This window comes from Mesorhizobium abyssinicae, assembly GCF_049887195.1.
GTDB lineage: Bacteria > Pseudomonadota > Alphaproteobacteria > Rhizobiales > Rhizobiaceae > Mesorhizobium > Mesorhizobium abyssinicae.
In genome coordinates, this window is record NZ_JARAKC010000007.1 from 194,430 (window position 1) to 207,807 (window position 13,378).

Annotated in this window: 13 protein-coding genes; 7 read left to right on the forward strand and 6 right to left on the reverse strand. The window is 65.7% G+C overall.

The window, feature by feature from the left end; all coding sequences use genetic code 11:
* Positions 1 to 94: 94 nt before the first annotated feature.
* The 4 genes from PU724_RS17680 to PU724_RS17695 form a co-directional block, all read right to left on the reverse strand.
* Positions 95 to 982: an SMP-30/gluconolactonase/LRE family protein gene (locus PU724_RS17680; protein ID WP_292168849.1), complete on the reverse strand. Its 888-nt coding sequence runs from the start codon at positions 980 to 982 to the stop codon at positions 95 to 97.
* Positions 982 to 1,176, reverse strand: coding sequence for a tautomerase family protein (locus PU724_RS17685; RefSeq protein ID WP_127283079.1), 195 nt, complete (start codon positions 1,174 to 1,176; stop codon positions 982 to 984). The genes PU724_RS17680 and PU724_RS17685 overlap by 1 nt, the downstream gene beginning before the upstream one ends.
* Before the next feature lie 126 nt (positions 1,177 to 1,302).
* Entirely contained in the window at positions 1,303 to 2,034 is a 732-nt protein-coding gene (locus PU724_RS17690; RefSeq protein ID WP_245478148.1) for a response regulator transcription factor, read from the reverse strand.
* A gap of 2 nt (positions 2,035 to 2,036) precedes the next feature.
* Entirely contained in the window at positions 2,037 to 3,308 is a 1,272-nt protein-coding gene (locus tag PU724_RS17695; protein WP_292168848.1) for a histidine kinase, read from the reverse strand.
* Positions 3,309 to 3,534: 226 nt separating this feature from the next.
* Between PU724_RS17695 and PU724_RS17700 the strand changes: the two genes are divergently transcribed.
* From PU724_RS17700 to PU724_RS17730, 7 genes are all read left to right on the forward strand, one after another.
* A complete protein-coding gene (locus PU724_RS17700) occupies positions 3,535 to 5,940 on the forward strand; it encodes a glucan 1,4-alpha-glucosidase (protein ID WP_354423175.1) in 2,406 nt (801 codons plus the stop codon).
* A gap of 97 nt (positions 5,941 to 6,037) precedes the next feature.
* Positions 6,038 to 7,051: a phosphogluconate dehydrogenase (NAD(+)-dependent, decarboxylating) gene (gene gnd / locus PU724_RS17705; RefSeq protein WP_127392816.1), complete on the forward strand. Its 1,014-nt coding sequence runs from the start codon at positions 6,038 to 6,040 to the stop codon at positions 7,049 to 7,051.
* A gap of 18 nt (positions 7,052 to 7,069) precedes the next feature.
* Positions 7,070 to 8,446, forward strand: a complete 1,377-nt coding sequence (gene zwf, locus PU724_RS17710) for a glucose-6-phosphate dehydrogenase (protein WP_354423177.1) — start codon at positions 7,070 to 7,072, stop codon at positions 8,444 to 8,446.
* A 10-nt stretch (positions 8,447 to 8,456) separates the two neighbouring features.
* Positions 8,457 to 9,161, forward strand: coding sequence for an ROK family protein (locus PU724_RS17715; protein WP_127283073.1), 705 nt, complete (start codon positions 8,457 to 8,459; stop codon positions 9,159 to 9,161).
* Between the two features lie 116 nt (positions 9,162 to 9,277).
* The gene (locus tag PU724_RS17720) at positions 9,278 to 9,733 is read left to right on the forward strand and encodes a Ros/MucR family transcriptional regulator (protein ID WP_127283072.1); all 456 of its coding nucleotides are present in this window, start codon (positions 9,278 to 9,280) and stop codon (positions 9,731 to 9,733) included.
* Positions 9,734 to 9,852: 119 nt separating this feature from the next.
* Positions 9,853 to 10,953 carry an aminotransferase class I/II-fold pyridoxal phosphate-dependent enzyme gene (locus PU724_RS17725; protein ID WP_127283071.1) on the forward strand — a complete coding sequence of 367 codons (1,101 nt, stop codon included), beginning with the start codon at positions 9,853 to 9,855 and terminating at the stop codon, positions 10,951 to 10,953.
* Between the two features lie 160 nt (positions 10,954 to 11,113).
* Positions 11,114 to 12,352: an MFS transporter gene (locus PU724_RS17730; protein WP_127283070.1), complete on the forward strand. Its 1,239-nt coding sequence runs from the start codon at positions 11,114 to 11,116 to the stop codon at positions 12,350 to 12,352.
* Positions 12,353 to 12,581: 229 nt separating this feature from the next.
* On the opposite strand, the gene PU724_RS17735 is transcribed toward PU724_RS17730, so the two are convergent.
* Positions 12,582 to 12,803 (reverse strand): hypothetical protein, encoded by a 222-nt coding sequence (locus PU724_RS17735; protein ID WP_245494399.1) that lies wholly within the window; start codon positions 12,801 to 12,803, stop codon positions 12,582 to 12,584.
* Entirely contained in the window at positions 12,712 to 13,206 is a 495-nt protein-coding gene (locus PU724_RS17740) for a Rossmann-fold NAD(P)-binding domain-containing protein (RefSeq protein ID WP_354423180.1), read from the reverse strand. The genes PU724_RS17735 and PU724_RS17740 overlap by 92 nt, the downstream gene beginning before the upstream one ends.
* Positions 13,207 to 13,378: the final 172 nt, after the last annotated feature.

Below are 13,378 nucleotides of genomic sequence, written 5' to 3' on the forward strand. Positions count from 1 at the left end.
TCGTATCCTCCCAGATGTGTTGACTGCTGCACTCCAGCCGGCTTTTAAGGCCGGCCTCACTTCCAATCCGATTTGAGCCCGGACGATCCCGCGCTCAAAACAGCCTCAGCCCCGGCACGCGGACTCTGAGCCGGTAGAGCGACGTCGACGCGGCGATGTAGAGGCTCCTCAGATCCTCGTCGCCGAAGGTGAAATTGGCACAGTCTTCCGGCGTCGCGATGACGCCGAGAAGCTCGCCGGAGGCATCGAAGACGTGGATGCCGCCCGGGCCGGTGCAATAGAGATTGCCGCGGCTGTCGATCTTCATGCCGTCGGTCGATCCCGGCTCCGTGCCTTCGATCACCGCCCAGACCGCGCCGCCATTGAGGTCGCCATTGGTCTCGACGCGGAACACCCTGATATGCCCGCGCTCGGTGTCGTTGATGAACAGGCGCGATTCGTCGAGCGAGAAGCAGAGCCCGTTGGGCTGCGCGAAATCGTCGGCAAGCAAGGTCAGGGCGCCGTCGCCGTCGATCCGGTAGACACCCTGGAACGAAAGCTCCTGCTGTCGCGGCACGCCGTAGAATTTCACCCGGCCAAAGCCGGGGTCGGTGAAGTAGATGGAGCCGCCGGTAGCGACGACGACGTCGTTCGGGCTGTTCAGCTCCTTGTCGCCGTAATGGGTGGCGAGCACGGTCACGGTTCCGTCCGGCTCGGCGCGGGTGACGCGGCTCGTCGCGTGCTCGCAAGTGACCAGCCGCCCGCGGCGGTCGAGCGTGTTGCCATTGGCTTTATGGCTGGGCTCCCGGAACAGCTCGATCTCGCCCGATGGGCTGCGCCTGTACATGCGGCTTTCGGGAATGTCGGAAAACACCAGCCATTTCTCGTAAGGATGCCACACCGGCCCTTCGATGAAGGAGTAGCCCGTGGCCAGCCGTTCCATCGACGCGTTGCCGACAACGTCGTCGAAGCCGGAATGGCGTGCCCGCGCCGAAATCGACATCACTGGTCCTTCGGCTTGCGGACAGCCGCGCCGCCGACGAACCAGTCGCTGCCGGCCACGTCCTCGAACACCACCCAGATCGCCTCCTTGGGCAGTTCGGCGACCTCGCTGATGGCTTCGGTGACGCGGCGCGAGATCTCGTCCTTGCGCTTTTGCGAATGGCCCTCGAGTATCCGTATGTTGACGAACGGCATCGGCGCCTCCCGGGCATTTTCTTGTTGTGGGGAGCGAGCCTAGTCAGGCCCCGGGCCGGGCGATACGGGTCAACGCGCAGCGCCGACTGTGGTTTTGCACAGTCGGTTGCAAGCCGGTGACAAGGATCATTGATCCTGCAGCGGCGCCGCCTGTGCCAGCCAGGCGTCGAGCCTGTCCTGCTCGCGGCGCAGCGCATCGATGTTGACCAGGCCCCGCGCCAGGGCGAGGTAGATCGCCCGCGTGCGCGAGTTGAAGACCGAAGCCTCTCCGGCGCCCTCCTCCGGCGGCACGATGCCCAGCTTGTCGTAGACATGCTTTATGCGGCTTTGGGCGCCGCGGATCGACAGGCCGCGGCGCGCCGCGATCGCCCTGTCGGTCAGGCCCAAGGCGATGTCAATCAGGCTCTCATACTCGCCGTCGGTGATGCCCTCGAAGCGGTCCTGGACGCGGTGCTGGATACCACGGATCTCGCGGTCGATGATGCAGTGACCTTCGCGGAAGACGCCGCGCAGCGCCGAGCGCATGCCTTCCTCGGTCGCCGATTTCAGCACATAGCCATAGACCGAGCCGGGCGGCACGATGCGCGCCACGCCCCGCACATAGGCCTCGTCGGCGAAGTTCGACCAGAACAGGATGTGCGTGCCGGCGCGTCGGCTCCAGATCGCGCGCGCCACCTCGATGCCCGTCGCCTTGGGCAGTTGCAGGTCGAGCACGACATGCGGCGGCTCGCGCTCGGCCGCCAGGTTGATGGCATCCTCGCCGTCGCCGGCCTCGATCACCTCGACATCGCCCGGCCACAGCTGTTCCACCGTCCGGCGCGCGAAGGTGCGATGCAGCCCGTCATTCTCGGCAATCATGATCAGCACGACGCCACCTCCGATACCGCCTGCCGCTCGCCAGCCGTGGCCGGCTTGCCGTCCGCCGGCGCGCGATCGATCTCGATCATCACCCTGGTGCCGCCCTTGCGGCCGGCCGGCTCGAAGCGCAGCCGCGCGCCGACGAGCGCTGCCCGCGTGTGCATGTGGCCGATGCCGCCCTGCGCCGCCGGGTCGATCGTGCCGCAGCCATGGCCGTCATCGGTGACGACGACCCTGAACACGCTGTCGGTCGACGTCAGCAGCACCTCGATGCGGCCGGGCGCTGCGTGCCGCACCGCATTGTTGATCGCCTCCTGGACGATCCGGTAGAGCGCCGTGCGCATCGTCTCCGACAGGCTGTCGGCGCTGCCGTCGCTGGTGTCGGCGATGCGCACCGCGATCGGCGGTTTCGCCCGGGCGACGCTGCGGTTCAGATGCGCCTCGACGGCGTCGCGCAGGCCGAACAGCTCGAGCACGCTCGGCCGCATGTCGTCGACGATGTGGCGCAGCTCCGCCAGGCAGCCGGCGATCTCCTGCTCGAGGTCGGCGAGCTGCGCCGTCCGCGCCATGCCCCGGCTGCGGAAGGCCGAGACCTGGCGCGCGATGCGGGCAAGGTCGCCAAGCGTCTGGTCGTGCAGGTCCATCGCCATGCGGCGGCGCTCGCGCTCCATGCCCTCGGTCAGTTGCGAGGCGCCGACCCTGAGCAGCTCCGCCCGGTTGCGCGTCTCGCTTTCGGCAAGCATGGCGCGACGCGCCTCCTCGGTCTGGATCAGCGCGAAAATATAGGGCGCGATCAGATCGGCGCATTGCTGGGCGACCGCGACATCCGCCAGCGTGTAGCAGCCGATCTCGTGGCGGCTGATGTTGAGCGCGCCGATGACGCTGCCCCGCGCCCTCAGCGGCACGATGATGCGGCTGCGCAGCTTGGCCGCGAAAATCGGCCCATCGAAGGCGCCGGCAAAGTGGAAGCGGTCGTCGACAAGCGCGTTGTCCGACAACAGATAGGGCGTCTTGCCCCACAGCACGTGGCGGATCGGGCTGCCTTCCACCGGATGCTGCGCCAGCTCGCTCCAGCTGGTGTGGAAGCCCGCCTCGTAGCAGGCATGCATGCGTCCGTCCTGCGACAGCACCGCCAGGTCGATATGATCGTGCGGGATGAGCGTGCCGATTTCGATCGCCGTTGCCCGGAATGCGGAGCCCGGATCGATATGGCCTGCCAGCGCCCGCGAAATGGCGAGCAGCCTGTCGATCAGCTGGGGAGATACGTCCGACATGTCTCCTCCCTTGCCATTTCGGCTAACCAAGCGACACGCCACGACGCCTCGTTCGCCAGCGCGGCCGATACTGGGTTTGCCTGCAGTCCTCCCTGCGCTGAAATAGTGAACGCTTGCCGCTGCCGCTGTCAACGACGCCTCTCTTGCGACCGGCGATCAACTTCAGGTGCGACGATTGAAAAGCCTTCTGCTCCTGGTTTAGGAACGACGGCAGGAGAGATGATGCATGGCAGCGACCGTTGCTCAGGGCGCCCCGGGAATACCGGCGCGCTGGACGTCAAGCGCCAAGAGCGGCGTCGGCACGGCGCTTTCTGAGGCCAGCCGGGTCTGGTTCACGATCAGCCACGGCATCCTCAACGAAATCTACTATCCGCGCCTCGACAAGGCCTGCACGCGCGATATGGGGCTGATCGTCACCGGCCCCGCCGGCGCTTTTTCGGAAGAGAAGCGCGATGCCGTGCATGCTGTCGCGCCTTTCGGGGACGGCGTGCCCGCCTACAGGCTGACCAACACCGCAACGGACGCGTCATACAAGATCGAAAAAAGGATCATTACGGACCCGAAACGCCCTGTCCTGCTGCAGGAGATCACCTTCACGCCGCTCAAGGGCCGGCCTTCCGATTACCGTGTCTACGCGCTTCTGGCGCCGCATCTCGTGAATGCCGGCATGGGCAACACCGCCTGGGTTGGCGAGCACCACGGCAGGCCTGTGCTGTTCGCCTCGGGACGCGGCACCTGCCTGGCGCTTGCCTCGTCGCTGCCCTGGGGCGCCTGCTCGGCCGGCTATGTCGGCTTCTCCGACGGCTGGCAGCGGCTCCAGCATGGCGGCGCGCTCGATCCGGCCTGCCAGCGGGCCGAGGACGGCAATGTCGCGCTGACCGGCGAGATCGGCTTTTCCGCCGGCAACGGCACGGCGCTGCTGGCGCTCGGTTTCGGCAGCTCGCCGGAAGAGGCTGCCGAAATGGCTTCGGCCAGCCTGGAGCAGGGCTTCGATGCCGCTGCCAGGACCTATGTCGAAAACTGGCGCGAATGGCAGGCCGGGCTGCTGAAGCTCGACCGGCAGTCAGTGACGGGATTGAACACCTACCGCGCCAGCACGGCGGTGCTGGCCTCGCATCTGTCGATCGCCAGGCCGGGAGCCGCCGTCGCCAGCCTGTCGATCCCCTGGGGCTTCAACAAGGGCGACGACGATCTCGGCGGCTATCACCTTATCTGGCCGCGCGATCTGGTCGAGACGGCAGGCGGCTTCCTCGCCGCCGGCGACGGCAGCCAGGCGCTGCAGATCCTGACCTATCTGCGCTCGATCCAGCAGCCGGACGGTCACTGGCCGCAAAATGCCTGGTCCGACGGCACCGCCTATTGGCCGGGCATCCAGATGGACGAATGCGCCTTTCCGCTGCTGCTCGCCGACGCCCTGCGCCGTGCCGGCCATCTGCCGCACGCAAAGCTCGCCGAGTTCCTGCCGATGATCGAAAGTGCCGCGGCCTATGTGGTGCGCAACGGTCCGGTCACCGGCGAGGACCGCTGGGAAGAGGATGCAGGCTACAGCCCGTTCACGCTGGCCGTCGAGATTGCCGCCCTGCTGGCTGCCGCCGACATGCTCGACATCATGGGAAAAACAGAGCCGGCAAACTATCTGCGCGAGACCGCCGATTGCTGGAACGACCAGATCGAACGCTGGACCTATGTCGCGGGTACGCCGCTATGCGCCGAAGTAGGCGTCAACGGCTACTATGTCCGCATCGCCCCGCCTGATGCGTCGGATGCCGCATCGCCGAAGGACGGCTATGTGCCGATCAAGAACCGGCCGCCGACCGACACCGACAGGCCGGCCGAGGCCATCATCAGCCCGGATGCGTTGGCGCTGGTGCGCTTTGGGCTCAGGGCCGCGGATGATCCGCGCATCCTCGACACTTTGAAGGTCATAGACGCCAGGCTGCGCCGCGACCTGCCGCAGGGACCGCTCTGGTACCGCTACTCCGGCGACGGCTATGGCGAGCACGAGGACGGCTCACCCTTCGACGGCACCGGCCTGGGCCGCGCGTGGCCCTTGCTGGCGGGCGAGCGCGCCCACTACGAGCTGGCGGCGGGCCACAGGGACAGAGCGGAAAGCCTGCTTGCGACGCTCGAGGCGTCCGCCGGGGTCGGCGGCCTGCTGCCGGAGCAGGTCTGGGACGGCCCAGACCTGCCGCAGCGCGAGTTGCACCTCGGCGCGCCCTCGGGCAGCGCCATGCCGCTGGTCTGGGCGCATGCCGAGCATATCAAGCTGTTGCGCTCGCTCCGCGACGGCGCCGTGTTCGACCTGCCGCCGCAAGGCGTCGAGCGCTACATCAAGGCAAGGACCACCTCGCCCAGGAGGATATGGCGCTTCAACAACAAGATCCGCGCCATCCCCGCCGGCGAGATGCTGCGCGTCGAGCTTGCGGCCAAAGGCGTGGTGCACTGGAGCAGCGACAAGTGGCTGACGGTGCGCGACGACAGGACCGCCGAGAACGCCTTCGGCGTCCATCTGGTGGATCTGCCCGTTGACCGCCTGCCGCAGGGAAGCACGATCGTCTTCACTTTTTTCTGGCCCGACACCGGCCGTTGGGAGAATGTTGACTTCACCGTCGGCGTCGATGCCCAGTCATGATCCCGAAAAGTGGATACCGGTTTTCGGAAAAGATCATGATCGATCAAGACAGCACGGCCAGTAGATTCTATTTTCCTCGAGCGACTGGGATAAGACCATGCAGATCGGAATGATGGGACTGGGCAGGATGGGCGCCAACATGGTGCGCCGCCTCATGCGCGACGGCCATGAATGCGTCGTCTACGACATCAACCCGGCAAGCGTCGCCGCTTTGGTCAAAGACGGCGCCATCGGCGCGGCCTCGATGGAGGAGTTCGTCGGCAAGCTTTCCAAGCCGCGCAGCGCCTGGCTGATGCTGCCGGCGGCGATCACCGGCAAGATCGCCGACCAGGTGGCGGCGCTGATGGAGCCCGGCGACATCATCATCGACGGCGGCAATTCCTACTATCACGACGCCGTCGACCAGGCCGCCGAGCTTGCAGCCAAGGGCATCAACTATGTCGATGTCGGCACCAGCGGCGGCGTCTGGGGCCTGGATCGCGGCTACTGCCTGATGATCGGCGGCCCGGACGAGGCGGTTCGCCATCTCGATCCGATCTTCGCCACGCTGGCACCCGGCGCCGACGCCGACAGCACGCCGGCCAAGGACGCCGGCACCGCGCCCTACGGCTATCTGCATTGCGGGCCGAGCGGCGCCGGCCATTTCGTCAAGATGGTCCACAACGGCATCGAATACGGCGTCATGGCCGCCTATGCCGAAGGCATCAACATCCTGAAGTCAGCGAATGCCGGCAAGCGCGCGCGCACCGCCGACGCCGAGACCAGCCCGCTGGAAAACCCGCAATACTACCAGTTCGACATCGACCTGCCGCAGGTCGCCGAGGTCTGGCGTCACGGCAGCGTCATCGGCTCCTGGCTGCTCGATCTCACCGCCGGCGCGCTGAAGAACGACCCGGCGCTGACGCAGTTCGGCGGTCGCGTTTCGGATTCCGGCGAAGGCCGCTGGACGCTGAAGGCGGCGATCGACACCGGCGTGCCGGCGCCGGTGCTGTCCTCGGCGCTGTTCGACCGCTTCTCCTCGCAAGGCGAATCCGAATTCGCTGACAAGCTGCTCTCCGCCATGCGCTACGCCTTCGGCGGCCATGTCGAGAAGCCGAAGACCGGCGCCTGAGTGCGGGGGAAGACATTGATGAGCCAGGAACGGTCCGACACGCTGGTGCTCTTCGGAGCGACCGGCGACCTCGCCCACAAGAAGATATTCCCGGCACTTTACCAGATGGTCGCCAAGGGGACGCTGACCGAGCCGGTGATCGGCGTCGCCTTCGACCCCTGGGACATCGGCAAATTGCAGGCGCGCGCCCACGACGGCATCGCCAACGCGCTGGGCAGCGTCGACGAGACGGTGTTCGCCAAGCTGGCCTCGCAACTGCGCTATGTCAGCGGCGACTACCGCGACGGCGCGACCTTCGAGAAACTGAAGACAGCACTCGGCTCCGCCCAGCACCCGCTGCACTACATGGCGGTGCCGCCGACCATGTTCGAGACTGTCGTCCAGGGGCTGGAGCAGTCCGGCACCGCGCGCGGCGCGCGGCTGATGGTGGAAAAGCCCTTCGGTCACGATTTGCAGTCGGCGCGCTGGCTGAACCGGGTGCTGCACCTGGTGTTCGACGAGCAGTCGATCTTCCGCATCGACCACTATCTCGGCAAGGAAGCGATCCAGAACCTGCTCTATTTCCGCTTCGCCAATGCCTTCCTCGAGCCGATCTGGAACCGCAATTTCGTCGAGAGCGTGCAGATCACCATGGCCGAGGATTTCGGCATCGACGGCCGCGGCAAATTCTATGACGATGTCGGCTGCATCCGCGACGTCATCGAGAACCACCTGCTCAACATATTGTTGCTGCTCGCCATGGAGCCGCCGGTCGGCCGCTCGGCCGACGACCTGATCGACGAGAAGGTGCAGGTGCTCCGCGCCATCCGCACGCTGACCAAGGAAGATGTCGTGCGCGGTCAGTTCGACGGCTATCTGGCGGAGCCGGGTGTCAAGCCCAACTCCCCGGTCGAGACCTTCGCCGCGGTGCGCTTCTTCGTCGACACCTGGCGCTGGCAGGACGTGCCCTTCTTCATCCGCGCCGGCAAGAACATGCCGGTGCATGCCACCGAGGTGATCGTGCGGCTGAAGCGGCCGCCGCTCGATGTCTTCGACCCGATCAAGCCCGACGACGCCAACTATGTCCGCTTCCGCATCGACCCGCAGGTGGCGATCTCGATCGGCGCCCAGCGCAAGGTGGCCGGCGACGACATGGTCGGCGAGCAGGTGGAACTGACGGCGCTCGACGACTCGAAGGGCGACATGCCGCCCTATGAGCGGCTGATCGGCGACGCCATGAACGGCAACGGCCAGCTGTTCACCCGCCAGGATGCGGCCGAGCTTGCCTGGCGCATTGTCGGCCCGGTGCTTGGCGACACGACGGCGCCGCACATCTACGCGCCGAAGAGCTGGGGACCGGCCGATGCCATGAACGGCTTCGGCCCGCCGAACGGCTGGATCAACCCATCGAAATAGGGGCAACGACATGGCCAAGGCGGCAAAGCCGGCGGCGGCGGACGCGGAACCGATCGTGCTGACGATCGACATCGGCGGCTCGCACGTCAAGATCCTGACCAGCGCCGGCGGCGAGATGCGCCGCGCCGAGTCCGGCCCGGGCCTGACGCCGCAGCAGATGATCGCCTCGGTGAAGACGCTGGCCGAGGGCCTCTCCTATGACGTGATCTCGATGGGCTACCCCGGCCCGGTCGCCCACAACCGGCCTTTCGCCGACCCCGCCAATCTCGGCAAGGGTTGGGCGGGCCACGACTTCGCCGCCGCCTTCGGCAAGCCGGTGAAGGTAATCAACGACGCGCTGATGCAGGCCATCGGCAGCTATGAGGGCGGGCGCATGCTGTTTCTCGGCCTCGGCACCGGCCTCGGCGCCGCTATGATCGTCGACAATGTCGCCCAGCCGATGGAACTCGCCCACCTTCCCTACAAGAAGGGCGGCAGCTTCGAGGACTATGTCGGCGAGCGCGGGCTGGAGAAGCGCGGCAAGAGGAAATGGCGCAAATCCGTGTTCGACGTCGTCGACAGGCTTCGCGCCGCCCTGCAGCCGGACTACGTCGTCATCGGCGGCGGCAACGTCGACAAGCTTGATCAAATGCCCGCCGATTCCAGGCGCGGCGACAATACGCGTGCTTTCGAAGGCGGTTTTCGACTGTGGCGCGACAAGGCACTGATCGTCTGATAGTATTACATCTCAGTATAGTTATTCAAAATAACGTGTTTCGCGGCGCGAAGTCATTGCGTTGAGCAGATTTGCCGACTAGGAGTCGCGCCACCCCCTACCGACGGAGAAATAAATTGGCCGACGACAGCAATGACGCTCGCAAGGAAATCGACCTGCTCGAGCTTACCGCCCACATCGTTTCCGCCTACGTCGAGAAGAACCGTCTGCCTGCCTCCGGCCTCAGCGAGCTCATCGCCAGCGTCAGCGCCTCGATCAGCAGCCTCGGCCAGCCGCCCGAACCGGTCGCCGCGCCGCTCGTCCCCGCAGTCAATCCCAGGCGTTCGGTGACGCCGGACTACATCATCTGCCTCGAGGACGGCAAGAAGTTCAAATCGCTGAAGCGCCATCTCGGCGTCCATTTCGGGCTGACGCCGGAAGCCTACCGCACCAAGTGGGGCTTGCCGGCCGACTACCCGATGGTTGCCCCCAACTATGCCGCGTCGCGCTCCGAGCTGGCGAAGTCGATCGGCCTTGGCCGCAAGGCCGCCGAGCCGGTCAAGACCAGGGGCAGGAAAAAGGTTTCGGCCTGAGCAACTCACGGCGCTGAGCCAATAGTTTCAACGACTGGAACAGAAGCCTGCCGGCGAATCCGCCTTGGCAGGCTTCATGCTTTTGGGCTTGGATAACCCCGACAGTGTCGGAGGCAGCCATGAACTACGCACGGATGGTGATCGAGAAGGAGGCGCCGGAGGAATACGGCTACGACCGCATCCGCTTCAATCTCTCCGAAAGCTCGATCGCCGACCAGAAGCTCTCCGACATTGGTCTGTCGCTGCCGGATCTGACGCTGTTCTACGGCGAACATCGCGGCGACCGGGAATTGCGCGCCCTGGTCGCGGCGCAGGACGACGGGCTTTCGCCGGATGACGTGCTGGTCACCGCGGGTGCCGCCGGCGCGCTGTTCATCATCTCGACCGCGCTGCTGTCCGAGCGCGACCACCTCGTCGTCGTCAGGCCCAACTACGCCACCAACATCGAGACGCCCCGGGCGATCGGCTGCGCCATCTCCTATGTCGACCTCGATTTCGATGACGGCTTCGCCGTCGACGTCGAGCGCGTGGCGGCTAGCCTGCGGCCGAACACGAAGCTGATCAGCGTCACCTGCCCGCACAATCCGACAGGCACGACGATGGGCCGGGCCGATCTCGACGCGCTGGTGGCGCTGGCCGAAAGCCGACAATGCCATCTGCTGGTCGACGAGACCTATCGCGACCTTTCCTACGGGCGGCGCCTGCCGGCGGCGGCATCGCTGAGCCGCTCGGCGATCAGCGTCTCGTCGCTGTCCAAGGCGTTCGGCATTCCCGGCATCCGCATCGGCTGGCTGGTCACGCGCGACACCGCGCTCCAGGAAAGGTTCCTCGCCGCCAAGGAGCAGATCGGCATCTGCGGCAGCGTCATCGACGAAGCCATCGCGCGCGGCATGCTCCAGCGGCGCGACGCCTTTTTGGCGACACTGCTGCCCGACATGGCCAAGCGCCGCGACATCGTCCAGGCCTGGATAGACCGCGAGCCGCTGGTCGGCTGGGTGCGGCCGGAAGGCGGCGTCGTCGGCTTCCCTCGCCTGAATGTCGGCGCCGATTTCGACCTCGACCGCTTCTACGCAAGGCTGCTGGAAGACCATGGCACCTATGTCGGCCCCGGCCATTGGTTCGAGATGCCGAAGCGCTTCTTCCGTATCGGCTTCGGCTGGCCGAAGGAGGCCGAATTGCGCGGCGGGCTGGAGGCCATCTCCGCCGCGCTAAGGGACTGACTTTCCGTCCCGCCTTGCCGCCAGCCGGAATTTTCTTGATCCAGCGCCGATTCTGCCACACATCCCGCCGCGATCTTTGCTAGAAGGTCATCTGGCCGGACCAGCGCCCATCGTGGAAGTTGCCCCGCCGGCCTTTTTTCGCAACGGGGCCTTTCTCTCCATGACTGCCGAACAGACATCGCCGGACCAGCGCTATGCCGCCTTCCGGCACAGGCCCTTCCTCAGCTACTGGGCGGCGCGCTTCCTCACCACCTTCGCCACCATGATCGTCTCCGTCGCCGTCGGCTGGCAGGTCTACGATCTGACCCGCGATCCATTCGACCTCGGCATCGTCGGCATCGTCCAGTTCCTGCCGTCGCTGCTCCTGGTGTTGGTCACCGGCGTCGTCGCCGACCGCTTCGGCCGCCGCCTGATCATGACCTTGTCGTCGCTGATCGAAGCGGGCTGTGCGGTTGCGCTCTTGCTGCTTACGTTGCGAGGCCTCGCCGGCCCGCTGCCGATCTTTGTGGTGCTTGCGATGTTCGGCATAGCGCGCGCCTTCTATGGACCGGCCTCATCCTCGCTGTTCGCCAATCTGGTGCCGCCGGAGGACTTCGCCAATGCGATCGCCTGGAATTCGTCGGCCTGGCAGACGGCAACCATTGTCGGGCCCGTCGCCGGCGGCCTGCTCTACGGGCTTTCGGCGGAGACGGCCTACATCACCGCCGCCGTCCTGATGCTGGTTGCGGCGCTGCTCGTTTTCACCATTCCGAAGCCCGCCCAGCAGACCGCCACCGACAAGCCGACGATGGAAACGCTGTTTGCCGGCTTCCGCTACATCTGGAGCGAGAAGATCGTGCTCGGCGCCATCTCGCTCGATCTGTTTGCCGTGCTCCTGTCGGGCGCCTCGGCGCTGCTGCCGGTCTATGCGCGCGACATCCTCGAGCTTGGACCCTGGGGCCTCGGCCTGCTGCGCTCGGCACCGGGCATCGGCGCCATCTGCGTCGCAGTCTGGCTGGCCGGCCACCCGATCCGCGACCATGCCGGCAAGATCATGCTGGGCTTCGTCGGTCTGTTCGGCGCTGTCACGGTTCTGTTCGGCGTTTCAACCATCACCTGGCTGTCAATCCTGGCCCTTGCCCTGCTCGGCGCCACCGACATGTTCAGCGTCTATATCCGCGAGACGCTGATCCAGCTGTGGACGCCTGACGAGGTGCGCGGCCGCGTCAATGCGGTGAACCAGGTCTTCGTCGGCGCCTCCAACGAGGTCGGCGAATTCCGCGCCGGCACCATGGCGGCGCTGATCGGCACCGTGCCGGCGGTGGTGATCGGCGGCATCGGCGCCGTCGCGGTCGCAGGCCTGTGGGCCTGGCTGTTCCCGGCACTGCGGCGGGTACGGCACCTCAACGGCCGGAATTGATTAGCGCCGTATCTAAGCCGCTGGATCCGACGCTCGGGCCAATCAAGCTTGCGCCGATAATGCTGAGATGGAGCCGAGAGAAGACCGGCGGGATCGGACTGCGAATCCTCGAGAGCTGACATTCAGGTTAGGTGGGTATCGTCGAGACATGACCCGATGCCGAAACATGGAAGCAGGTGGCCACAATCGAGAGAGGAGGGGGGTTGGGCATTCACGCAGCCTCCTGGAATCACACGTCGCTGAGCAAGGGCGCACTCCTGCGCTGCTTGGCTTGCGGGTTGACGATATCGGCATGTCCTTCGCCGCTCATCATCGCCCAGAGGTTCTTGGCCGCATGCCAGCCGATGGCCTGAGTTCCTTCAGTCGTCCAGGCCGCGACATGCGGCGTGCACAAGACGTTGGGTGGCGAAAACAGCGGATCGTCGGTCTTCGGCGGCTCCTGGTCGAACACGTCGAGCGCCGCACCAGCGGACTGCCAGCATCAGAGCGACCGCGTGCTCGCTGACCGTGAAGATCTGAAAATCGTTCGGCGTGTTGGAAACCAGAATGCCGTGCTCGGTGGCGGCGTCGATGTCGATGCTGTCGACACCAATGCCATATTTGGAGATGTAGCGCAGATCCGGAAGCGCCTGCATGACACGCCGGGTGATGCGGGTGCCGCCTGCCCCCATCAAGGCGACACAGCCGTGTGCCTTGGCAATCAGCTCATCCTCGGTGAAGCGCTCGAACGGCATTTCCCAGAGCCCATTTCCGAAAATGACGTTGACTCCACGCTCGCGCAGCCAGTCCAGCGAGGCGTCAGTCGGGTCGTAGCGTTCAAATGCGAGAACGCTGGGCAAGCCTTGAGCGCTCATGATGGTGGCGATCTCCTCAAAAACCTTCGAATTGTCCAGACGGAAAACTTCTTACCGATTTCAATCCGCTTCAAGCGCCATCTAGTCCCGCAAGCCCGCCAGACGCCAGCCATCAACGAACGGCTGCGCATCACTCGGCCTCTTAAAAGGTGAGTTCGCCACCAAATCACCG